At 47.9% G+C, this 22,966-nt stretch carries 20 protein-coding genes; 15 read left to right on the plus strand and 5 right to left on the minus strand.

Annotated elements, in window-relative coordinates; genetic code table 11:
- The first annotated feature begins 61 nt into the window (after positions 1-61).
- From MHH92_RS02545 to MHH92_RS02555, 3 genes are all read left to right on the plus strand, one after another.
- On the plus strand, positions 62-883 hold the full coding sequence (locus tag MHH92_RS02545; protein ID WP_340901741.1) for a serine/threonine protein kinase: 822 nt from the start codon (positions 62-64) through the stop codon (positions 881-883).
- 634 nt (positions 884-1,517) lie between these two features.
- Positions 1,518-2,264 (plus strand): type I methionyl aminopeptidase, encoded by a 747-nt coding sequence (gene map, locus MHH92_RS02550; RefSeq protein WP_340901742.1) that lies wholly within the window; start codon positions 1,518-1,520, stop codon positions 2,262-2,264.
- 174 nt (positions 2,265-2,438) lie between these two features.
- The gene (locus tag MHH92_RS02555; RefSeq protein ID WP_036607487.1) at positions 2,439-3,452 is read left to right on the plus strand and encodes an NADP-dependent oxidoreductase; all 1,014 of its coding nucleotides are present in this window, start codon (positions 2,439-2,441) and stop codon (positions 3,450-3,452) included.
- 120 nt (positions 3,453-3,572) lie between these two features.
- Here the strand turns inward: MHH92_RS02555 and MHH92_RS02560 are convergent, their stop codons facing one another.
- Positions 3,573-4,058: a CcdC family protein gene (locus MHH92_RS02560; protein WP_036607484.1), complete on the minus strand. Its 486-nt coding sequence runs from the start codon at positions 4,056-4,058 to the stop codon at positions 3,573-3,575.
- Positions 4,059-4,275: 217 nt separating this feature from the next.
- On the opposite strand from MHH92_RS02560, the gene MHH92_RS02565 reads away from it, so the two are divergent.
- The 3 genes from MHH92_RS02565 to MHH92_RS02575 are packed head-to-tail and all read left to right on the plus strand — an operon-like array spanning position 4,276 to position 8,038.
- Positions 4,276-5,430 carry a HEAT repeat domain-containing protein gene (locus tag MHH92_RS02565; protein ID WP_340901743.1) on the plus strand — a complete coding sequence of 385 codons (1,155 nt, stop codon included), beginning with the start codon at positions 4,276-4,278 and terminating at the stop codon, positions 5,428-5,430.
- Positions 5,411-6,853 carry a glycosyltransferase family 2 protein gene (locus MHH92_RS02570; protein WP_339190075.1) on the plus strand — a complete coding sequence of 481 codons (1,443 nt, stop codon included), beginning with the start codon at positions 5,411-5,413 and terminating at the stop codon, positions 6,851-6,853. The genes MHH92_RS02565 and MHH92_RS02570 overlap by 20 nt, the downstream gene beginning before the upstream one ends.
- Positions 6,854-6,907: 54 nt before the next feature.
- Positions 6,908-8,038, plus strand: coding sequence for a hypothetical protein (locus MHH92_RS02575; RefSeq protein WP_340901744.1), 1,131 nt, complete (start codon positions 6,908-6,910; stop codon positions 8,036-8,038).
- 1,088 nt (positions 8,039-9,126) lie between these two features.
- Here the strand turns inward: MHH92_RS02575 and MHH92_RS02580 are convergent.
- Together MHH92_RS02580 and MHH92_RS02585 are read right to left on the minus strand one after the other, a co-directional pair.
- A complete protein-coding gene (locus MHH92_RS02580) occupies positions 9,127-9,699 on the minus strand; it encodes a TetR/AcrR family transcriptional regulator (RefSeq protein ID WP_076254454.1) in 573 nt (190 codons plus the stop codon).
- On the minus strand, positions 9,696-10,427 hold the full coding sequence (locus MHH92_RS02585; protein ID WP_340901745.1) for an MBL fold metallo-hydrolase: 732 nt from the start codon (positions 10,425-10,427) through the stop codon (positions 9,696-9,698). Before MHH92_RS02585 ends, MHH92_RS02580 begins: the two co-directional genes overlap by 4 nt.
- A gap of 430 nt (positions 10,428-10,857) precedes the next feature.
- Here MHH92_RS02585 and MHH92_RS02590 point away from each other — a divergent pair, with 430 nt between their 5' ends.
- Positions 10,858-11,322 carry an RrF2 family transcriptional regulator gene (locus MHH92_RS02590; RefSeq protein ID WP_047840338.1) on the plus strand — a complete coding sequence of 155 codons (465 nt, stop codon included), beginning with the start codon at positions 10,858-10,860 and terminating at the stop codon, positions 11,320-11,322.
- A gap of 260 nt (positions 11,323-11,582) precedes the next feature.
- Positions 11,583-12,209 (plus strand): nitroreductase family protein, encoded by a 627-nt coding sequence (locus tag MHH92_RS02595; RefSeq protein ID WP_076215923.1) that lies wholly within the window; start codon positions 11,583-11,585, stop codon positions 12,207-12,209.
- A gap of 199 nt (positions 12,210-12,408) precedes the next feature.
- Here the strand turns inward: MHH92_RS02595 and MHH92_RS02600 are convergent, their stop codons facing one another.
- Positions 12,409-13,092 carry an S-layer homology domain-containing protein gene (locus MHH92_RS02600; protein WP_076319504.1) on the minus strand — a complete coding sequence of 228 codons (684 nt, stop codon included), beginning with the start codon at positions 13,090-13,092 and terminating at the stop codon, positions 12,409-12,411.
- Positions 13,093-13,238: 146 nt separating this feature from the next.
- Entirely contained in the window at positions 13,239-14,099 is an 861-nt protein-coding gene (locus tag MHH92_RS02605; RefSeq protein ID WP_340901747.1) for an AraC family transcriptional regulator, read from the minus strand.
- Between the two features lie 235 nt (positions 14,100-14,334).
- On the opposite strand from MHH92_RS02605, the gene MHH92_RS02610 reads away from it, so the two are divergent.
- From MHH92_RS02610 to MHH92_RS02640, 7 genes are all read left to right on the plus strand, one after another.
- On the plus strand, positions 14,335-15,390 hold the full coding sequence (locus MHH92_RS02610) for a lactonase family protein (RefSeq protein WP_340901748.1): 1,056 nt from the start codon (positions 14,335-14,337) through the stop codon (positions 15,388-15,390).
- Between the two features lie 194 nt (positions 15,391-15,584).
- Positions 15,585-16,952 carry a helix-turn-helix domain-containing protein gene (locus MHH92_RS02615; RefSeq protein ID WP_340901749.1) on the plus strand — a complete coding sequence of 456 codons (1,368 nt, stop codon included), beginning with the start codon at positions 15,585-15,587 and terminating at the stop codon, positions 16,950-16,952.
- Between the two features lie 243 nt (positions 16,953-17,195).
- Positions 17,196-19,073, plus strand: a complete 1,878-nt coding sequence (locus MHH92_RS02620) for a rhamnogalacturonan lyase (protein WP_340901750.1) — start codon at positions 17,196-17,198, stop codon at positions 19,071-19,073.
- A gap of 472 nt (positions 19,074-19,545) precedes the next feature.
- Positions 19,546-20,625, plus strand: a complete 1,080-nt coding sequence (locus MHH92_RS02625; protein ID WP_340901752.1) for a sulfate ABC transporter substrate-binding protein — start codon at positions 19,546-19,548, stop codon at positions 20,623-20,625.
- A gap of 87 nt (positions 20,626-20,712) precedes the next feature.
- Positions 20,713-21,549, plus strand: coding sequence for a sulfate ABC transporter permease subunit CysT (cysT, locus tag MHH92_RS02630; RefSeq protein WP_017690928.1), 837 nt, complete (start codon positions 20,713-20,715; stop codon positions 21,547-21,549).
- A 67-nt stretch (positions 21,550-21,616) separates the two neighbouring features.
- Positions 21,617-22,492 (plus strand): sulfate ABC transporter permease subunit CysW, encoded by an 876-nt coding sequence (cysW, locus tag MHH92_RS02635; RefSeq protein ID WP_340901753.1) that lies wholly within the window; start codon positions 21,617-21,619, stop codon positions 22,490-22,492.
- A gap of 156 nt (positions 22,493-22,648) precedes the next feature.
- The gene (locus tag MHH92_RS02640) at positions 22,649-22,888 is read left to right on the plus strand and encodes a YezD family protein (protein ID WP_036607453.1); all 240 of its coding nucleotides are present in this window, start codon (positions 22,649-22,651) and stop codon (positions 22,886-22,888) included.
- The last annotated feature ends 78 nt before the right edge of the window (positions 22,889-22,966 follow it).

The raw sequence follows: 22,966 nt of genomic DNA on the forward strand, positions 1-22,966 counted from the left end.
CAACGAACTGCTCAGTATAGATAAAGACTGAGTGGATCAGGAAGCTGGCGTGGGAGGATCTGTGGAGCTGCGACGAAGTTGGCAAAGATTGCTCGGACTATGGACGGATCGTCCTCGGCGGGAAGGCAAGACCATTGCTGAGCGTTATACAATACAGGAATTGCTGGGTATGGGGAGTTATGGGCTGACATACCTGTGTACAGATGACCAGAACGGCAGGGAAGTGGCATTAAAGGAGTCCAAGCCTAGCAAGGGCAGACTCTCTGCGCACCTGTTGGAGCGGGAGGCGGACGTGATGAGACGTCTGCATCATCCGGCGATCCCTGATCTATTGGATGTGTTCACATCCGGGAGACGAAGTTATATCGTTACCGAGTATATTCGTGGACAGACGCTGGAAGATTGCATATTTGAGCAAGGTCTTCGATATACGGAGCGGGAATGTGTGGAATTGGCAGGTCAACTGCTGGCTCCGGTGGCTCATGTGCATGAGCAGGGATATATTCATGGAGATGTGCGGATTCCCAATGTTATTTTACGTGAAGGGACGGTGCATCTGATTGACTTTGGCCTGGCGAGACGCTTGGGGGAGCCGTTGTTGCCGGAGCTAAAGCGACGTATGCGTGAAGTCCCTGAGCCTGAAGATGAACCGGCTACACCGGATCATGATCTGCAGGATATCGGCCACTTTCTTCTCTTTATGCTGTATTCGGCTTATGAGCCAGAGAAGGGTCGTGAACCCGCCAGCTGGCAGGAGGAACTTAAGCTTACGCCGGAATTGCACCAGATGCTGGAGCGACTCCTTGGACTTCGTCCGGGTTATGTAGGCGGAGCGACGGAGTTACAGGCAGAGATTGAGAAAGTGTTGCTGAAATTACAATGAAATAAGCTCTGTAGGCGGGCTTATATTTGTTATCCGTGACCTCTTCGTATGATATCTGCAGGGGTCTTTTTCCTTTTTACTATATAGAAACAATAAAGGGGTGTTCTGTTAGCCGTGTGTATGGCTAGCGAACACCCCTTTATTACATATTCATTTATTGTAGGGTCCAATAAGCTGGTGTGATCATTACTCTTTAAAAGCAGTCGTGAAAGCCGCTTAGCTGGAGCTATATTTTCTGCTTTTGTAATACCCGGAGCCACTACGGCTATCCCGGTATTTCACATCTGAAGAAGAATAGCGCTTGTAGGAACGCTTGCCTGAGGAGCTGCTGTGACGTTTATATGAGCGCCTGTCGGAGGAGCTATGACGTTTGCGGTGAGATGAAGATTTGGAATCGATAAGTTTGCCAATAATCTTTTTGAACATGAGCTTTCACCCTTTCGACTTCAACTGTTTTAAGCATATACGTGGCCAGATATGGAGGGGTTTCGATTTTTTTCATGGATAATTGTATTCATTGGACAGGAGCTTGGCGTATAATAGGATGTTGCTGATCGCACGGAATTTTTTATTTTGAGTGTTTAGCGTTACAATAGAGGACAGGATAAGATTTTAACGGACAGGAGTAGTTGTTATGATTACAATAAAGACCAAAGAACAGATTGAATATATGAAAAAAGCCGGAGAAATTCTCGCCGCATGCCATAGAGAAATTGCAAAGATGATTCGTCCAGGCATTACGACACAGGAGATCGACCAGTTTGCAGAAGCTTTTATGAAGAAAAATGGCGCTACGCCGGAACAAAAGGGATATAACGGGTACCAATATGCGACATGTGCGTCGGTTAATGATGTGATCTGTCACGGGTTTCCGGGAAAATATGCACTGAAAGCCGGCGATATCGTTACAATCGACATGGTCGTTAATCTGAATGGCTGGCTGGCGGATTCGGCTTGGTCATATGCCGTAGGTGAAGTGACTCCGGAAGCACAACATCTGCTGGATGTAACGAAAAACTCTCTGTACAAAGGCATTGAACTTGCCGTGGTGGGCAACCGGATCGGAGATATCTCCAATGCGATTCAAGTGTATGCAGAAGGTGAAGGCCTATCGGTTGTGCGTGAGTTTATCGGACACGGCATTGGTGAGAAGATGCATGAGGAACCACAAGTCCCTCACTACGGTCCGCCTCATCGGGGTCCGCGTCTCAAGGAAGGCATGGTTATTACGATCGAACCGATGCTGAATATTGGTACGTTCCGAAGTAAGCTGGATTCAGATGGATGGACTGCTCGTACTTTGGATGGAAGTCTGTCTGCCCAGTATGAACATACGATTGCGATTACGGCGGATGGTCCAGTGATTTTGACAGCACAATAATAGCCAAAAGCAGCTACAATGTGACGATATTTGCATATTTCAAGGCGGCCCACGTTTGTGAACCGCCTGTTTCGGTTTAAACTATTAAGAAGTGATAACACAGAGCCAGTGGTAAGTGATCTCAGCTGACAAGGGTTAACCTTGCGTCCACTTGGCAACAAGGAGGTAATTTTGGTGTCTTTAAATAAACAGATCGTACTTGCTTCTCGTCCCGAAGGTGCCCCATCCAGAGAGAATTTCAAATTCATTGATGCACCTCTTCCTGAACCGGAAGCTGGGCAAGTCCTGGTACGTACATTATATTTGTCGGTTGATCCATACATGCGGGGCCGCATGAAAGATACAAAATCCTATGCTGCACCGTACGCGTTAAATGAAGTGATTAAGGGTGGAGCCATTGGACAGGTTGTGGAATCTTCGGAACCGAATCTGCGCAAAGGTGACCTCGTATCCGGTATGTGGGGCTGGCAGCAATATGCCGCAGTGAATACGGCTGATCTTTCGCTAATTGATACCGAAGAAGCACCAATCACGGCTTACCTGGGTGCGCTGGGCCTGACGGGTCTGACGGCTTATTTTGGTATGGAGGATATCGGCAAACCGAAGGACGGCGAAACGGTTGTTGTATCGGGAGCAGCCGGAGCGGTAGGCATGATTGCAGGTCAGATTGGTAAAATTGTGGGAGCACGCGTGGTTGGTATTGCAGGCTCTGATGAGAAATGCGCTTATTTGAAAGAAAAGCTGGGCTTCGACGTGGTGTTGAACTACAAGAAGGAGCAGGATATGTCAGCGGCCATTGAACGGGCTTGCCCGGATGGTGTAGATGTCTACTTTGACAATGTGGGCGGTGACATCTCGGATGCAGTCTTGCGTCACATCAATCGGAATGCACGTATTCCGTTATGCGGTCAGATCTCGTCTTATAATCTGGAGAAGCCGGATATCGGGATGCGGCCACAGACGTTGCTATTAACAAATACAGCATTAATGAAAGGTTTCCTGCTGGGTGACTATACGAAATCCTTCAAGGAAGGCCGTGCCAAGTTGGCGAAATGGATCAAGGAAGGTCATATCCAGTATGAAGAAAACATTGTGGACGGGTTCGAACAGACGCCGGAAGCATTCATGGGTCTCTTCTCGGGAGATAATCTGGGCAAGCAACTGGTTAAGGTTGCAGATCCTGAATAGATATTGAATGGTTTACATGTACAATTAGGTTGAAAACGAAAAGACACGTTCTGCACACCGAGGGTGCAGCAGAACGTGTCTTTTTTATCTGTAAATCTGTGCGTGGTCTATGTAGGGCGACTAGTGTTCGGCGACCAGCACTTCTTTGTAGTGTTTGTACATATATACACGCCAGCGTACAATCATGCCAAAAGCCAGCAGGAAGAACAATCCGCCTGTTTGCGGAATACTTACATATCGCTGAATGACTTCATGCAGGATCAGGCGTACGGCCAGCAATCCAAGCAAGATAAAAGCAAAGCTGCGAGAACGTGTGGCAAAAATTTCTTCACCTACTCGTTCAAACCGTGTACTGCGAATGAGGGGATAGGAGAAGAGGAACCAGCCCACCAGAAACGCAAAGAATGCCCAGAGTAGAGGAACATGTGTTGCCGGTACAACAAACATGAGAAATCCTGTGCTCATGCCGAGCGGAGGAATAAGGATTTTACGAATGGTCACCGGTCTGTGACTGGCTTTCATGCGGATGAAGATGGCAAGCAGTGCCATGACAAGCATGCCCACGGTTGCTCCGATTTGCAGGTAGTACGGACTGATTTGAGCCACGTAGAACTCCCTCTTTCTGGAATAATATGTTATCCGGAGATCCGGAACCCAATACGAATTGCCGGAATTTTCAGTTCCTATTATATCACAAACGCAGAAAGCCGATAGAAAGCTTAGTGTATCATATACCCGATATGTATTCACAGGGTGTATTTGAAAATTTTGTATTATTGTGCCCGTTGTAAGGCTGTTTATTCGATTAAGGGGAAATCATGCAATGATTGGACAACAATGGATGTATATCAAGCTTATCGGCTCACATCATAGAGGATGGCTTGCAGGTAATACAGATTGGTTAGTACATGTGGTCAGCCTCATATGTGCAAGTGTACTAGCTTTTTTGCTGGTTATCTACAGTTACATCTTATGGATGAAATATAGCAGTAGACGCAGGGAAAAGGTTAAGACGGTACTGATGCAGGAATTACTTTCCGAAGATTCAGTGTTACAGCAGTATCTGGGCCAAGGAGAAGTGAAAGCTGACTTACTGAACATGAGTGGAGATCAACAGAGTGTTTTGCAGCAGCTGTTATTGCAACGGCTTGCTCAAAGTCCGGAAGAGCACGAGACTCTGCGAATTCGTCTGTTATCCTGGCAAGTCTTTGGAAGTTCATACCGGTCGGTTCTGAAGACGGGAAAGTGGAGTGAACGGGTCAACACGTTGTTATATATTGAACAGTTTCATATGATAGAGCTTCTGCCCAGGTTAGAGGATATGCTGCGGGTTACTTCCTGTACGCCGCTTGAACGCTTCATCATATTGCGCATATATGCCAGAACCGGTTATTTCAGAATCGTGAAGGAATTGATGCGTGAGCAATATGTATGGTCCGATTCACAGTATCTGCAGATTCTGCTGTTGCTTACCGATTCATCCTGGACTCGTCTGAAGGATCATTTCAAGGATGTACCTTACCAGGTCCAGTCTAATATCGTCCATGCCATTCGTATTCGAGATGATCAGACGGAGGGTGCTGTTGTCCTACTGGAGAAGCTCATTCTTGGAGAGGATGCATTGCTCCGTACCCATGCGTATCAGGCATTGGCTCAAGTGAGCAGAGGTCGTGAAGATTTGCTGAAGGGGCTATTGCTGGTATGGAACGAATCTGGTGAGGAGAGGCAACGCTTTGAAAGACTAACAGTGACCCAGCTTATGGGTACTGTTCATGCGGATGCTTTTATTCCTAGACTGAAGGTAATGATGGGTGATCCTTCTTTTCAGATCCGACAGGAAGCGGCGAACTGTCTTGCCCGGTACGAGCAGGGACTTGAAGAACTCCGGGATACGGCTGTAAACCATCCGGATAGATATGCAAGGCAGATAGCGGAGGAAACGCTGGAAAGGATGCAGTATGGACGAAAGATGGATTGAGATGCTGCGGAGTTTTGTTTTGGCATGTTACGAGGGGATATTTATCTATCTGGTGTTAGCGATTGTGATGTGTAGTGTTCTGGTAGTTGCTGCCGCTCGCACAATGATCCGCCGGAGGGATCTGGACCCGCTGCAATATCATGAGATGCTGGATGAAGAACTGGCTCCTGCGGTATCCCTGCTTGTTCCGGTGCGGAATAGCGAGGATACGATCGTACAGCGAATCAGCTGTCTGCTGGATATTCAGTATGCACGTTATGAGGTTATTATCATTAATGATGGATCAGAGGACGAGACCATACGGCGTCTAAAAGAAACCTATGACCTGATGCCCATTCGGAGTAAAGTTCATTATTCGGGACTCGGCCAGAGGATAGCTCAGATTAAATGTGTCTACCAATCCAGATTACATCATCGTCTGGTTGTGATCGACAAGGCGTATGGGGGACGAATGGACTCCCTGAATGCAGGTTTGAATATCTCGCAATATCCTTATATCGCCTCTGTTGGACCCAGGACAGTTCTGGAACGAGATGCATTGGTGAAGATTATGAAACCCGTTATGGATGCTCTCCCAGGAGAAGAGGTCGTTGCTTGTAGTGGACGAGTAGATCTCATGGCCCCCAGAAATACGAATCAAACGGATTTAACCGACAACGGCGCAAGAAGGAGAGGCAGTACGTTGTATGTAATGCAGACCATTGAATACGTGCGTGCTTTTCTGATTAGCGGCGTGGGACTTGTTCGTTATAATATTAATGTGCTTTTATTTACGTCTGAAGTATTCGGTATATTCAAAAAGAACCGGGTGTTGGAAGTTGGAGGATACAAGCGCGATGACCAGGTCGCTCACATGGAACTGGTGATGCGGTTGCAGAAACATATGAAGCAGATTCGGAAACGTGGCCGTATTATATATATTCCCGATCCGATCTGCAGGGTAGAAGTACCCGGTACATGGCGTCAGCTGTGCAGACAGCGTATCGGTTGGCACATGCAGCTTGCAAGCAGTTTATGGACTCAGCGGAGCATGATCTTCAATCCGGCCTATGGCTGGATGGGGATGGTATCCATCCCTTATTTTATTTTGATCGAATTGTTGGGGCCTGTGTTGGAACTGGGAGCGATCGTGCTGTTCATTGCAGGCATAGGGCTACAGTGGGTGGATATTAACCTATGCATCATTCTCGTTCTGCTACTGACCCTCTATGGTTCCTTGTTGTCCGCAAGTGTGGTGATGTTCGAAATATGGTGTTCACGCAAGGCATATACGTCCCGAGAGGTGACACGTCTGCTGTTGTATGCATGTACGGAGACGTTCTGGTTCAGACCGCTGAATAACATATCCCGTATATATGGCATGTTGCAGGCTATGGGATTGCGGAAGGCAGAGGAAAAGGACAGCAGACATGGATTAGGGTAATCTAACGATCGATCCTGACAATACCTTGGAACAGAGCAAGGAGGAATACGCTTCATGAAAAAAAGTTACAGGCCAGCCACGATGTGGACGTTGGCTTGTTTTACAGTGGTATCGGTGGTGCTGGTTGTCCCATGGATTATGTGGCAATCCCAGGCCCCGGTTTCACTGAACATCATGATTATTGACAAGAGCAGACCGGACTTGTCCTATCAGGGGCACAAGGGGTTGGTTTGGCTTCTGAATCAACAGAAGATTGTACAGCACACAGGGGAATACTACTCGTATGAAGAGGATTATTACGGTTATGATCTTCAGAACGGGCTTCCACGGATGAAGCAACTGCTGCCTGATGAGGTGACAGATACAGATCTGATCTATCTGACGGCGAATCGGAGTAGTCTGTCTGCACAGAAGAGTGAAGGGAAACAAGGCGGAATCTATGAAGGATTAACGATATACGATGTGCAGAAAATCCGCGAGGCTGCGTATAAAGGGGTAACGATTGTTGCCGAATACAGTGCATTGGCAAATACGGCTTCCAAGATGACAAGAGAGCAACTATACCCCATCTTGGGTGTGGACAGCAGTGGATGGCAGGGGAAATCGGTATCTAATCTGCAAAGTATAGAAGAAGTACCCCGTTGGATTCGGACAAACTATGAGCAGCAAGAGAAGAAGAAATGGTCTTATCACGGAGCGGGTATGCTGCTGATCCATATGGATGGACAGGTCATGGTACTGGCGAAAGGTCCGGATGTGAAGACAGGCAATATACAGATTGCATTTACACCGGAAGGCAGTGATTGGAGCGGCATAACCCAGGATATACATTATAGTGGCTGGTTCGATATCATTGTGCCGCAACAGAAGAACTCCATACTGGCCTGGTATAAGACGGATCTGACGGAGACAGGTGAGCAGAAGCTGGTGGATGCAGGAATTCCTGCGGAATTTGCTGCACTGGTCCGGTACGACGACTATAATCGGTCGTATTACATGGCAGGGTCCTTTGGAGAGATGAAGCATTATTCCTTCTGGCGCCGAATCCGTGGATGGGAGGTCGTCCGGTCCAAGCTTACGCCAGATCAAAAAGATATTCCGGACATGTTCTACTGGAAGGTGTATGTGCCCGTGATGAAGCATATTTTGAATGAAGTGCAGGACGGACGGCAGCAATGGCCATAGATAGATTATCGAGAACCGTTTCGATGGAAAAAGGGAAGCCAAAGTCCATTCCACCTTTCGAGAGGAACGGGAGATGTACATAATAGAGAAGTGCGTGTTGTGAGTGGCAAAAGTGTGGTTGAGAGACAGGACGGATCAAGTAAAGATCAGATTGCCAGGTGAAATGGGACTGGGACTGGGTAGATTGAATACGTTTCAGACTGTTTCAGACTCTTACCGCCCTGAACAATGGGAGTTGTAGCTAGATCCTTAACAAGAATTATCCCGCTGCGGCGTACATGTAGTGAGATCTATTAAATGATTCGTATTAGGACACGTATTAAAACAGGTACTAAAGTGTGCATCACGAACAGGGTAAGCTCCGTATCTAGAATCGCCCCAATGTGTGTACTGAACTGTAGCGTGATATATACATGAATAGTAATAAAACATGTACTACTATGTGCATTACGAGCAAGGTAAGATCCTTATCTAGTCATGTACCCGCATCCGCTTGATCAATACAATTTGGAGCATGATCGCTTCGTATTTAGAGTCCATAACACAATGTATGTCTGGACTTATGCGCCAATATGATGAGTCGACGAGTGTCTATGACATCGTGATCTGAAGCACCGTACGTAGCGCGTTTTAACGAACTCAGCACATCTTATATGGCCTAATTTGGTACGTTGGTTAATGTAACGAATCACAGACACGTTAAATTACGGAATATACTCATTATTTCTGTCCCGCTACCAGTTTTCTGCGAAATAGGACGTATGGAGTTCGTTAGATGTTGTTATTCACTCTAATTGCCGCTATAGAGTGTCCTCGGTTCGTTAGATTTTGGTCAGAGGGCACCGATCATGGCATCACGCAACCGAGACGCCCTTTTTCTTCTGTATTAAAAAAAATTGTAAAGAAAGAAATTATAAAGAACACAAGCCGATGAAAGATGAATTCAAAGTGGATGTTAATTTGTTAAAAGTCATTGGCGCAACTATAACATTATTACTGCCAAATCTATGGGATGTACCAGTACAGGGCAATGTAAAAAGGACTGCAGATCCTCTGCAGTCCTTTTTCATGATGCAATGCGTGTCATACTAGTCCTGGTGAAGATGCCGGAGTCCGTGCAGGAAGGCGGATACGGTCAGACGCAGACTTTCGTCCGGATCAAAGTTCATGCCGAAGCCGCCCTGTGCCTCAATGGAGGCAAATCCATGGCAGAGGCTGCGCAAACCACGAACGGCGTGCAATGCTTCCGCTTCGGTTAGCGGGTAGGGCTGCAAGCTGTGCAGCAGCAACTCCAGCGTGGCTGTGCTGGCCGCGGCGAGCTGTGGCTCCTCGCGATCCGGGGCATGAAATGAGGCTTCGTAGAGCCCAGGGTGCTCGCGGACGAAGCCAATGTATGCCGCAGCGATGGCCTGAATGGCATCATCGCCAGTGCGGTCAGCGATAGCCGCGGTTAATGCGCGGCTGAGCTGTTGCACGGACATCAGCGCCATTTCCTGGCGAAGCCCGGGAAGTCCGCTGATGTGGTTGTAGAGCGACGGCGAGCGCACATCCAGCCGCTGTGCCAACGCGGCCAGTGTCAGCGCCTGAAAGCCGTCGCTGTCAGCAAGCTGGGTGGCGGCGCTGAGCAGAGCGCCGCGATCCAGCCCTTGCCGGGGGCTCATAGTTGCCCCCCGGCAAGATCAAACCGCTGCTGTGCATCAGCGGTTGCCGCGCGCATGGCGGCCGCGGGCTGGCGCAGCATCCGTCCGTGGCCTACAGCCAGCACGGACGGTTCCAGCTCCGCCAGGCGCTTCGCGCTGACCAGAGCCGCTTCGCGGTTCCACGTCGCCAGCGCGGGGAACGGGAAGCGCGGGCGCACGCGGCCGGATACGGCAAGGCCGCCTTGCAGTTGGTACGCGTCGCCAGCGATGAGCACGCGGCTGCGCGTATCCATGAAGGACATATGCCCCGGCGTATGTCCTGGTGAGGCAATGGCGACCAGTGAACCAATCTGGTCACCGTCATCCAGCAAGTGGTTTGGCTGGGTGCGCACCGTTTTGGGCTTGGGCACGCCGCCGCGTACAGGGGTTTGTGGCTCACCGGGAAGAAGGGAAGTATCACCCGCCAATAGCCGAGCATCCCGTCTGGAGATGAAAACCTCGGCTTGGGGCAGTGTCTCTTTGAGACGATCCAATGCACCAATATGGTCGCTATGCGCGTGAGTCAGAATGATCTTGGTAATGGGTTTTCCAAGGGACTGGGCAGTTGCCAAAATCCCCTTAAGACTGAACGGTATTCCGGCATCAATCAGGGTTAAACCATCTTCCTCTTCAACCAGGTATACGTTCACAGGGAAGAGTCTTGGGAAAAACGTAACTTGAACGACATCAAATTCTCGGGTAATACGCATCGTTAAACCCTCCTTAAAACTAATGGTATTAGTATAATAACTAATGGGATTAGTTTTAGCAATACCTGTTGTTCATTTTATTTAAATAAAAAAAATTTAAAATAATGATGCACTTTACAAAAAAAGCGTTTTCAAATTGAAGATTACCGATTATAATAATCACGTAAGCCCTTTCATATGTCTATCTTATTGGAGCCCTTCGCGTAGCGGAAGGCTCACTTTTTTGTTCTTTTTGGATTAAAATGAAGACAGGATGTTCATCCTAGCTTAATTATGTTGATGAGCTGTAAGTATTGGTATAACAGGAAAAATCACGTTTGATCTCCATGCTGGGTGAAAGTTGACAAACATAACTGTTATTCATATAATGACAGTTATACTTACCTTGAGTTGGAGTTCATCGGTGTTGTAAGCCGGGAAGGAGTAAGTTATGAACAGTGAATTTACCATAGCGGTGCATTGTCTTGTTTTTCTGTCGATGAGAGATGAGTGTATGGCCAATAGTGAAGATTTGTCCCAGAGTGTGGGTACACACCCGGCCAGAGTCCGTAAGGTACTTAGTGTTCTGCGCAAGCATGGTTACCTGACGACCAAGGAAGGTGCTCATGGTGGGTACTTGCTTAGCCGTCCGAGTGAAGAGATCAAGCTTGGAGAATTGTACAGACTGGTAGCTGGTGGTTCACTCGGTCCCAACTGGTGCTCAGGTGAGTCTGGTTCATCGTGCGTGGTATCTTCCAATATGCAGGATGTGATGGGGAACATATATAACGGAGGCGAAGAGGCACTTAGCGCTTATTTTGACCGTATATCCATTCAGGATGTGAAAGAGCGCATAGGTCATGGGGAAACGTTGAACTTATCGCTGAAGGGATTATCTGCAAAGGAGAAGTCCTGACGGAGTCCACAACGAATGGTCCTTCATGACATGGCCTTGGTTTAGTCAGGCATGGTGGACAAGTTATGGCATTGGCGTGTGCTCCGGTGAAAGATCCATTGATGTTCTTTGCGATTCCGGGCATAACGTGAACACAGATGGGAAGAGATCGTCTGCGCTGATGTTATTTTCGGAAGGAAATCCTTGGTAGAGTAAACTTCGAGATCACCTTGCGGAAGTAAAAGAAGTATAAACAAACTAGATTCTGGGGAGTGGAACACATGTCAGGCATTGAAAAAAATGAAACACTTCGCGTTATTAGCGAACGCCATGCTGTCAAAAAGTACGAAAAAGGGTTTGAATTGCCTGAAGCTGATCTCAATGCGATTCTGACAGCAGCTGCGGAAGCACCATCTTCATGGAACCTGCAACACTGGAGATTCCTCGTGATTGAATCCGAAGCAGACAAAGCGAAATTGCTGCCAGTTGCTTACGGTCAAAGTCAGATCGTGGAAAGTTCGGTTACGATTGCTGTTCTAGGAGATTTGGAAGCAAACCGTAACACCGTAATCTACGATCAAGCTGTTGAAGCAGGCGCACTGACTGCTGAGGTCCGTGACGCATTGGTTGGACAGATCAACGGTGCTTACCAAAGCCCGCAAATCGCTCGCGATGAAGCGATCCGCAATGCATCTTTTGCTTCCCAAAATATTATGCTTGCTGCACGCTCCCTGGGTTACGATACATGTCCAATCGGTGGATATAATCCACAAAAACTGATCGAAACATTTAACATTCCTGCACGATTTGTGCCAACGTTGTTGATTACTGTAGGTAAAGCTGCACAGCCAGCTCGCCCGTCAGGACGTTTGCCGTTGTCTGAAGTTGTTGTTAAAGGTTCTTTCTAAGTTAGAAAGTTAAATCTGATGATTGCATCAGTGATATAGGTATAATACAAACGGCCGCACTTTCCTGATGAGGGAAGGTGCGGCTGTTTGGCATATTGGATTTGGCATATTGGAGATTGTGAGGAAAAGGCCATTCATTGGGATTCCAATCGAGCGGATTCACCACTCAAGTGAGTTCTTAGCTTCCATCATGAAATGACTACTTCTCAGGTGTTTCCGGGATTTGTGGTGCATGGAACGATTCCATGTACTCGATTGCGTTATACATCATCACTGCTGCTTCGGCACGAGTAATCGTTTGTTTGGGATTGAAGTTTCCGTCGGTATCCAGTTCATTGATTTTGAGAACGAGTGAACGCTGAATGGCACCTTGATACTCTGGCGTAAGTTCCTGTTCGTCGGTAATGTCCACAGGTTTGATATTAATCATCGGCAGACCGCCTTTGGCCTCGATGCCTTGCATCAGGAACAGTGTGAATTGTTCACGAGTAAGCGGTTTGGACGGATCGATATCTTGTGACATCTGAATGCCATTATATTGAGCGCGGATAAATGCATCACTGTACCATACGCCATCTTTTACATGAGAGAAGTGGTCACTTGGCAGCGGCTGTTTGATAAAACGAATCGTGTCCAGATTCAGATTTAGTCCGTCCGCAATCAGTTGAATGCCCTGAGCGGTATTTAACTCCAGTTCAGGTTTGAACAAGCTGTCACTCACGCCTTTGATGAATCCATCTTTATGGAGAGATTCGATTTTGTCTGCTCCTGCGATACCTTGAATATCCGTGAATTGGGCCTGCGCAGCGTTGATCGGGCCTGCACTTAGAGACAGCGTGAGCAGAGCTCCCGCAGTTAATGTAGCAAGTATATTTTTTTTCATGATAGGTTCGCCTCACTTTTCTAGGGATGATCCCTTTATATAAAAGTTATTTGCCCCTATAGACGACCCTTCTGTTCAAAAGGTTGCTGCAATTTTCCAACTGAAATTCATAATCATTCAGAAAGGGCTAAGTGAAGGCATTGCCTCTAACCTTTGGATTTATTTCGATAATCCGTGGGTGAACGTCCCATCATTTTGCTGAACAGACGGGAGAAGTAGTACGGGTCTTTGAATCCAAGCTCGGAACTGATCTGCTTCACAGTCCAATCGGTAAAATCCAGATAGCGGCAGGAATGCTGAATCTTAAGCCGCAGGAAATAATCGATGGGCGAATGCCCCGTAGCTTGCTTGAATAACTGAGAGTAATGAGGGACAGACAGCCGTGCGTGAACCGCCAGTTCCTTGAGGGTGATTCCATTCTCCAGGTGCTCCAGCATATATTGAACGGATTGTTCGGCCGCACGTTTGCTGCTCACAATCCCACCATCTGTCCCTGTTGTCTCCGGTCCATAAGCGAGCATGCCAAGCATATAACCGATAATCTGGGAGGCATACGTCATCGCCTGCATGGAGTAACCCGTCTCAAGTGCGCCGTAACATTCATGGAACAGCTCAAGCCATTTTTGAGCCTTGGCCGGTGGCATGGTAGTAATATGATGAGTTAACAAGGGTTCTATGTAGGATAAAGCGTGTTCCCCACGCAGATGAATCCAGAAAATGCTCCATGGTTCAGTTGCGTTGGCTCCGTACACATGAGGGACATGTGCAGGTAATATAACGAGGTTTCCCGGGCTGACATCATATGTCTTGCTGCCATCCATCGTATACCAGCCTGTGCCTTGGACACAGTACATCAGAATGTGTGATTCACAACCATCGGGACGGTCACGGTAATGATGCTCTGCTTCGTGAAAGTAACCGATATCGGTAACATATAATCCGGACGTGACCGGATAAGCTGCGGTTTCTTGCAGCAGGGAGTCCGGAAGCACAATGAGTTTTTGCATACGAAATCCGTCAGATTTACGCTGTAGGGGTGGTCTGTTGTTAGGTCTCATACTTTGTATTATGGTGAGAGGCGATAAGGGAGTCAATGACAGATATGAGAGCGCTCACCGGAGGTGTTCTCGATTTAGAAAGCCACGTTACAGGAAGTGAAGCAGTTGCCCGTGAATTGGGTAAGTACATACCAGTGGGAAGAATCAGAACAGTGAATATACAGGAAAAGGGAGAGATTTAGATATGGAACCAGTCAAAACACAGGAAACGCTTTTCTATACAGGTACGTACGCTTCAGCGGATGAACCCGGAATATTCCTATGTGCGTTGAATGCGGATACAGGAGAGATGCGAACCGTCAATCACATGGATGGTGTGGATAATCCGTCTTATCTGGCGCTAAGCCCGGATGGAGACTGTCTGTATGTGGCGAGTGAGACGGACGAGGGAGAGGTGTTGGTCTATCGGAGAGATGCGGCAACGAGTGAGCTGCACCTGATGGATCGAAAACAGACCAGAGGGGCTTCTCCATGTTATGTGTCTGTCTCCACGGATGGTCAGTGGGTGTTCTCATCCAACTATAGCAGCGGCAGTGTAAATGTATACCCGGTTGGCGATCAGGGGACGCTTGGTGAGATGAGTGCATGGGTGGAGCACACGGGAAGTGGAATCAACGAAGAACGCCAGGAAGGGCCGCATGCACACTCCATTCAACCCGATCCGTCCGGGCAGTATGCTGTCGTATGTGACCTCGGTCTGGATCAGATCATTGTGTATCGCTTGGAAGAGGGACGTCTGGTTACCCATCGTGAGATGGATCAGCCACCGGGCGCAGGGCCAAGGCATCTTGTGTTCCATCCCAACTCGAAGTGGGCATATGTAATCAACGAATTGGACAACACGGTTACGGCATTCCTGTACGATGAGCGCAGAGGGGAGTTCACTACGGTACAGCACATTTCCACACTTCCAGAAGGGCATAAAGGAGAGGGTACGGCTGCAGACATCCGTGTATCTCCATGTGGACGTTTCCTGTATGCATCTAATCGGGGAGATGACAGCATCGTGCTCTATCATATTGATCAGGAGAGCGGTGAGTTGGAAGCCGTAGAGTGGACGTCCACAATTGGGCAGACACCGCGTAACTTTAATATTTTGCCAGGTGGGATTCTGGTCGTGGCGAATCAGGACAGCAATAACCTCGTAGGTTTCCAGATCAGTGAAGAAGACGGACGTCTGACTCATAACGGATTCAAGCTGGAACTGCCTCGTCCGGTATGTATTGCTCCTGTGGTATAAAAGTTGTCTATAAGCTGTGAAATCATGGAGAAACACATGGTTTTACAGCTTTTTTTAGTCTTTTTTGCGATTGACTTGAAAATAGTGGCAATTATCACATTTTTTTATTGACCATTGTTCGAACGTTCATTATGATCAGAATATATAGGGATTAAACCTAAAATCTGGATGTTGCACGAAGGGTGGTGCTTTCCTTGGAACCTGCAAATTCAATTCGGGAGCAATTAACCCAGTTTATCGATAAGAACAGCATGACGCTCTCCCGATTCTCGGAAGTATCGGGCATTAATACAGGCACAATTAGTCGTATTTTACATGGGAATCGTCCCATATCTGTGAGTCAGTTGATTGCGATATCATCAGGAATGGGCGTGGCAGCGGATCATTTTTTTACCGACTATGTGGAAGAATGTTTTTCTTATTCCGTATCCATGCGGCGGATCAGACCGTTTATTCTCCGAAGTGCGGAGTTGAATCGGCTGGACTGCATTGAACAGATTCTTTATCGGCTACTGGACGACCTGGATTATGCGACAGAACTATTTGAGATGGCTGAACAATTATTTGAACAAAATCAGCGGTCTGCGGCGGCATTGTTATATAAGAGTGTGAGTGAAGTTGAGAAATATCAGCATTCCGAACGGCTTGCGATGTGTCAGTATCGATTGTTTCTTATTGGACAAGGAGAGAACCTGGAGGAAAATCTAAGGTTGGCTATCTTGTTCGAGCCCTATGTTGACCGGTTGGATGAGGGGTACCAACTTGAAGCCTTCAAAGATCTAATCCATGCTTTTGGCTCGGTAAATAAATGGAGCGAAGTTAAAAATTTCGCTGACAAGATGCTACAGTTAGCCAAAATTCAATATAATACAATTAACATTTCGGAACGACAAAATCAGGAGTGGAAACTAACAGTACGGCCACTTTACTTTTATATACTATATGCTTGGTTGATTCAGTCGACGGTATTTGAGGAGCAGGGAGACTATGACAAAGCATTAGAACTTGTGGGGCTTTATGCAAGTGGACAGAGCTGGGTGCGGGAGGACGATGAGGAGTCTCGACGTGTGCTGAAGCAATTCGAAGAATGGGCAACGGCTAATAAGTATCTCTATCAGATGTTATCTGGGGATATAAATGTTGTTAAAAAATATGCAAATTACATCACACAATACCCGGATGAGATATTTTTGGCATTACGTTACATCATCCAGGCAGCGAATAAGTTTAACTGGAATATTGATGATATTTTAGAGCGTTTCTCGGATTACATTCCTTTACGTACATACAAGACAGAATTTGGACAATACAATTCTTCAATGATGGATCAAAATTATGCAAAACTTCTAGGGGAATTGGCGATATACTATTTAAACCACAATCGCGATGTTGCAATAAGTCGAATTTTAGAAGGATTGAACTTCTCTATCCAAAAAAATAATGATCTCAATTTTATTAAATATGTAATGGCTTTTCTTGAAAAAAGCTTTAGTAGTGAAAATTTTGAAGACAAGGAAAAGCTTAAATTACTAATTAATGAAATGCAGCGAATTAATGCTTAATAGAAGTACTTCAGTTCTGAATCTATTTAGCATATTTAGCATTATGATTAAACTGTAATATACTTAACGCAGTCGAAGGAAAAATCCTTTGGCTTTTTTCATGTACCACCATCCAATTACTAAATTAGACCTATAGATGGAATTATATGTTTAATTTAAAATGAATATATTAAAGCGCTTACATAAAAAGATGGCGCTACAAGGGCATCGGGCTTACCAAACCAATTGGGGAGGCAATTGTTTATGGGGAATCAATCATCATTGTGGAAGCGCACATTACGTACAGCCGGAGTATCACTGCTAAGTTCCGCGTTACTGGTCACTTCGCTTGGATTGGGCAACACGGCGGTAACACATGCAGCGGGAGCAAGGCAGATGGAATATCTGGATCGCGGTGTGGTGGCTGTGAAGACCGGGACAGGTGTGTTTGTCAGTTGGCGGCTTCTGGGAACGGAAGGGTCGAATGTATCGTTTAACGTCTATCGGGATGGAACCAAGGTGAACGCTACGCCCATAACAAACAGCACCAACCTTCAGGATGCAAGCGGGACAAGCAGTTCCAAATATACGGTTCGCGCTGTCGTCAGTGGAACGGAGCAGGCTGCTTCAGCGGCAGCAAGCGTATGGGGCAATAACTATCTATCTGTACCGCTCAGTGTACCCGCAGGTGGGACAACACCCGATGGAGTAGCCTACAGCTACAGTGCCAATGATGCCAGTGCAGGTGACCTGGATGGTGATGGTGAGTATGAATTGGTCGTGAAGTGGGACCCTTCCAACTCCAAGGATAACTCCCAGAGTGGTTATACCGGGGAAGTGTTTATCGATGCCTACAAATTAAACGGGACACGCCTGTGGCGAATTAGTCTGGGCAAAAATATCCGTGCGGGTGCTCACTACACCCAGTTCATGGTGTACGATCTCGACGGTGATGGCAAAGCCGAAGTTGCGATGAAAACAGCCGATGGCACCAAGGATGGCACTGGCGTGGTCATCGGGGATGCAAGCAAGGATTACCGTAATTCCAGCGGTTATGTGTTGTCTGGTCCCGAATTCCTGACGGTTTTCAATGGACAGACTGGCAAAGCGCTCTCCACGGTGAACTACGAACCGGCGCGTGGCAATGTATCCAGTTGGGGGGATAACTACGGCAATCGGGTGGACCGATTCCTTGCTGCCGTTGCTTATCTGGATGGAGAGCGCCCAAGTCTGGTCATGGCGCGTGGGTACTACACCCGCACAGTGCTCGTGGCTTATAACTGGCGTAACGGACAGCTGACCAAACAATGGACATTTGATTCCAATACCTCCGGTAACTCGGGTTATGCCGGGCAGGGCAATCATAATCTGAGTGTGGCGGACGTAGACGGAGATGGGAAAGACGAGATCGTTTATGGTGCCATGGCAGTGGATGATAACGGCAAAGGATTGTATACAACAGGACTTCATCATGGCGATGCCATGCATTTGAGTGACCTCGACCCGGACCGCCCTGGACTTGAGGTATTTCAGGTTCATGAGACGCCATCCAATGCCGGAGTGGAATTCCGTGATGCAGGTACAGGCCAGTTAATCTGGGGAGTCAAAACAACAAAGGATATTGGACGTGGCATGGCGGCAGATATCGATCCAAGATATAAAGGCGCTGAAGTATGGGCAGACGGCAGTCTGTACACAGCCAAAGGGCAGAAACTAGGGACAACCCTACCTTCCTCCACGAATTTTGGCATCTGGTGGGATGGGGATCTGCTCCGTGAACTGCTGGACAGCAACCGAATCGATAAGTGGAACTATGCTAACAGCACAACGATGAACCTGCTCACCGCTTCCGGCGTATCTTCCAATAACGGAACCAAGTCTACGCCGAATTTGCAGGCCGATCTGTTCGGGGACTGGAGAGAGGAAGTCGTGTGGCGGACGAATGACAGTTCAGCACTGCGGATCTATACCACAACAGCAGTTACGGACAAACGCATCTATACGCTGATGCATGATCCGGTGTACCGTCTTGGTGTCGCTTGGCAAAATGTAGCCTACAATCAACCGCCACACACCGGTTTTTATCTGGGAGAAGGCATGAGCACACCACCGGTACCCAATATCCGGTATGCAGGCAGATGAGGAGTGGATAAGGTGTGGCTGTCCAATTCCGTTCATGTTTTCAATAGCCAGCGAAGTATGGGATTCGCTGAAGGGAGCAACGGACGCTGGTTCGTTGTTCCTCTTTTTTTTACCAATAGGCCAGAAATCCGGTAAAAATCGGAAAAAACGTTTGACAGGTATATAGACTGCCTTTATTATACGTATATAACTTACTAAACAGGTAGGAATAATAAAAATGAATCTGTTTTCATTGTGAAAACGGTCATTTTACAGACAGATGCAACCATGCAACCTGAACAGAATAACGTTCTCACCGTATAGACGGAGGAACACCGCAGCGCATCCTTTTCAGATGGAGCATGCACGGCCTTAAGCCGGCATGACTTTATGGGGAGAAGTGCGCGGGGGTTCCTCCGTCTTCTTGTTACGTTTGATCCTGTTCAGCCGGCCTGAGGTAGTCATGCAGATCTATATCGGGGGAGTGTTATTTATGAAAAAGAGAATTCACAAGGGTATTTTGGTTGGTCTGGCACTGGTATTAACAGGAGTTCTGGCAGCATGCGGATCGGATAGCGGCGGGTCCAGTGCAGCAGGAACATCGGGGGGAGCGGAAGGCGGCACAGAAGGGGCCAAGGCCATTGAACTGCTGAATGTTTCTTACGATCCAACGCGGGAACTCTATGAACAATATAACAATGCGTTTGCGGCGCATTGGTTGAAAGAGAAGGGCCAGGAAGTAACCATCAAGCAATCCCATGGGGGATCGGGCAAACAGAGTCGTTCTGTTATTGACGGACTGGATGCAGACGTGGTGACGCTGGCATTGGGATACGATATTGATGCGATTGAAGATAAAGGTCTGATTAATGAAGGCTGGCAGGATAAATACGAGCATAACAGCTCTCCGTATACCTCTACGATTGTCTTCCTTGTACGTAAGGGTAATCCAAAGGGCATCAAGGACTGGGATGATCTGATCAAAGGGGATACGCAAGTCATCACCCCAAATCCTAAAACGTCCGGCGGGGCGCGTTGGAATTACTTGGCGGCATGGGGATATGCCCTTAAGCATAATAACAATGATGAAGAGAAGGCGAAGGAATTCGTTGGTGAATTGTTCAAACATGCGCCTGTGCTGGATTCGGGTGCTCGCGGATCTACAACGACGTTTGTTGAACGTGGCATTGGTGATGTGCTGCTTGCCTGGGAGAATGAAGCTTTTTTATCGGTAAAAGAGTTGGGTCCGGACAAATTCGATATTGTCGTGCCTTCGGTTAGTATCTTGGCTGAACCACCAGTTGCGATTGTGGACAAAAATGCAGACAAAAAAGGAAGCCGCGACGTGGCGGATGCCTATCTGAAATATTTGTACAGTGAAGAAGGACAGACGATTGCTGCTGAAAATTATTACCGCCCAACGCTGGACAGCGTGGAGGAAAAATTCAAGGATCAGTTCCCGGCGCTTGAACTGTTCACGTTGAAAGATGTATTCGGTACATGGCGGGATACTCAGGCCAAACATTTTAATGACGGCGGTATCTTCGACCAGATCTATGTTCCAGGCAGCTAAGGTTGCTCTGTTCAATGAACACCCGATCAATCGCGCTGTGAGCGGCCAACCAGCCTTACCGGCTGAAGGCAGAGAGGATGAACGTGCATGAGCAAGGTGATGGTGGCGCGGAGACGCACATTGCCGGGATTTGGATTAACGATGGGTTACAGTGTGTTCTACCTGAGCCTGGTTGTACTTATTCCACTGGCTGCGCTGTTATTTAACTCAACAGGACTGACGTGGGCAACCATGATTGAGGTTGCGACCAATCCCAGGGTGTTGGCTTCCTTCCAGGTCAGCTTCCTGACCGCAGGTGCAGCGGCGCTGATTGATCTCGTGCTGGGGTTACTCCTGGCATGGGTGCTTGTTCGGTATGAATTCCCGGGCAAAAGGCTGTTTGATGCAGTCATTGATCTGCCTTTTGCCTTGCCAACGGCAGTAGCAGGGGTTGCTCTTACAGCGATCTATGCCGGCAATGGCTGGATTGGGCAGTTTGTAGAGCCTTTGGGCATCAAGCTCGCTTATTCACAGGCCGGGATTACGCTGGCGCTGATGTTTATTGGAATTCCGTTTGTAGTTCGCACGGTGCAACCGGTGTTGGAAGAGCTGGAGGCAGAAGTGGAAGAGGCAGCTGCGACACTGGGGGCAGGAAGATGGCGGATATTCCGCACGATTCTGTTGCCAGATCTGATTCCACCGCTGCTGACGGGTTTTGCTCTGGCTTTTGCCCGGGGCATTGGCGAATATGGCTCGGTTGTATTTATCTCAGGTAATATGCCGATGAAAACGGAGATTGCCCCCTTGCTGATCATGGCCAAGCTGGAGCAGTTCGATTATGCAGGCGCTACAGCTGTAGCTTTGCTGCTGCTTCTGGTTTCTTTCATCCTGCTGCTGATCATTAATTCCTTGCAGCGTTGGAGCCGGAAGGCGGGCAGAGCATGACGATGAAGCATGATAGAGTATGGATACAATCAGATGTCACTCACCCAAACCAAAGGAGGTGCAGCATATGGCGGGTTCTATCCCACTGAGCCCTGTTCCACCCGTAAAGACCGGGCGTGGAACTAACCGTGCAACAACGGAGGCTCCATGGGTCAAATGGTTGTTAATCGGACTGGCAAGCCTGGTACTCATATGGCTGCTTATTTTGCCACTGGCCATTGTGCTCATGGAGGCGTTGAAGCAGGGTTGGGGTGTGTACATCGCGGCTCTTACCGAGCCGGATGCCATGTCTGCACTGAAACTCACGTTATTGGTTGCGGCGATTACAGTGCCGCTGAATACGATATTTGGTGTGGCCGCTGCATGGGTCATTACCAAGTTTCAGTTCAAGGGCAAGGGACTTATGATCACCCTGATTGATCTTCCCTTTTCCATCTCGCCTGTGGTGGGCGGGTTGATCTTTGTATTGGTCTTTGGTTCGAATGGGTGGTTAGGGCCGTGGCTGTCCGAACATGATATCAAAATCATTTTTGCGCTGCCAGGCATTGTCATTGCAACGCTGTTTATTACCTTCCCGTTCGTAGCGAGGGAGTTGATTCCACTAATGGAGGACCAGGGAACCCGGGAAGAGGAAGCGGCGGTTACGCTAGGTGCTTCCGGGTGGCGAATCTTCTGGAGTGTAACCTTGCCCAACATCAAATGGGGACTGCTGTACGGTATTATTCTGTGTAATGCCCGCGCTATGGGCGAGTTCGGAGCCGTATCTGTGGTGTCCGGGCATATCCGCGGGGAGACCAATACGTTACCACTTCATGTCGAGATTTTGTATAACGAATATCAATTCTCGGCTTCATTTGCCGTAGCTTCCCTGCTCCTGATTCTGGCTCTTGCCACGTTGCTGCTCAAGAGCTGGCTTGGACACAAAGCCGTTTCAGAAAAGTGATTATGAGAAGAAGAAAATACAGATTGACAGCTACTGGAAGCCCTGCTAATGTATAAACCAAGTATATAGGTTGGATAAGAATGATTTATAAATCCGTTGGATGACAGCGCACTTAGGAATATGGCGGGCAGTAGCCCGAGAAGAGGAGGCGGCTCTATGGCTAAGCCGTTAAAAGTGGATGAGGTATGGTTGGACCGAATTGCCGGACAGCTGAATGACATGGAGTTTGGTTCATTGCACATCGTGGTGCACGAAGGTCAGATTGTGCAGATGGAGCGGACCGAACGCAAGCGTTTTGAAAACACGCCCTCAGGCAGCGCCTCCAAATCCGGAAGCACGGCACGAAGCAGTTCAGCCCGTTCACTACGCGGATCAAATGCGAGTGCGAAGGGATAGAGAGTGACGTGAGGGAAGCGAAGATAGGTGCATAGGAACACAAATGTATACTTTCCAGAAACTCATGGGAAATGCATG

This window comes from Paenibacillus sp. FSL M7-1414, from assembly GCF_038003195.1.
Taxonomy (GTDB): domain Bacteria; phylum Bacillota; class Bacilli; order Paenibacillales; family Paenibacillaceae; genus Paenibacillus; species Paenibacillus amylolyticus.

Coding starts and splice junctions, on each gene's coding strand:
- map (WP_340901742.1), top strand. CDS start 1,518: ATGATTACAATAAAGACCAAAGAACAGATTGAATATATGAAAAAAGCC.
- MHH92_RS02565 (WP_340901743.1), top strand. CDS start 4,276: ATGATTGGACAACAATGGATGTATATCAAGCTTATCGGCTCACATCAT.
- MHH92_RS02570 (WP_339190075.1), top strand. CDS start 5,411: ATGGACGAAAGATGGATTGAGATGCTGCGGAGTTTTGTTTTGGCATGT.
- MHH92_RS02575 (WP_340901744.1), top strand. CDS start 6,908: ATGAAAAAAAGTTACAGGCCAGCCACGATGTGGACGTTGGCTTGTTTT.
- MHH92_RS02580 (WP_076254454.1), bottom strand. CDS start 9,699: ATGAGCCCCCGGCAAGGGCTGGATCGCGGCGCTCTGCTCAGCGCCGCC.
- MHH92_RS02585 (WP_340901745.1), bottom strand. CDS start 10,427: ATGCGTATTACCCGAGAATTTGATGTCGTTCAAGTTACGTTTTTCCCA.
- MHH92_RS02590 (WP_047840338.1), top strand. CDS start 10,858: ATGAACAGTGAATTTACCATAGCGGTGCATTGTCTTGTTTTTCTGTCG.
- MHH92_RS02595 (WP_076215923.1), top strand. CDS start 11,583: ATGTCAGGCATTGAAAAAAATGAAACACTTCGCGTTATTAGCGAACGC.
- MHH92_RS02600 (WP_076319504.1), bottom strand. CDS start 13,092: ATGAAAAAAAATATACTTGCTACATTAACTGCGGGAGCTCTGCTCACG.
- MHH92_RS02605 (WP_340901747.1), bottom strand. CDS start 14,099: ATGCAAAAACTCATTGTGCTTCCGGACTCCCTGCTGCAAGAAACCGCA.
- MHH92_RS02610 (WP_340901748.1), top strand. CDS start 14,335: ATGGAACCAGTCAAAACACAGGAAACGCTTTTCTATACAGGTACGTAC.
- MHH92_RS02620 (WP_340901750.1), top strand. CDS start 17,196: ATGGGGAATCAATCATCATTGTGGAAGCGCACATTACGTACAGCCGGA.
- MHH92_RS02625 (WP_340901752.1), top strand. CDS start 19,546: ATGAAAAAGAGAATTCACAAGGGTATTTTGGTTGGTCTGGCACTGGTA.
- cysT (WP_017690928.1), top strand. CDS start 20,713: ATGAGCAAGGTGATGGTGGCGCGGAGACGCACATTGCCGGGATTTGGA.
- cysW (WP_340901753.1), top strand. CDS start 21,617: ATGGCGGGTTCTATCCCACTGAGCCCTGTTCCACCCGTAAAGACCGGG.
- MHH92_RS02640 (WP_036607453.1), top strand. CDS start 22,649: ATGGCTAAGCCGTTAAAAGTGGATGAGGTATGGTTGGACCGAATTGCC.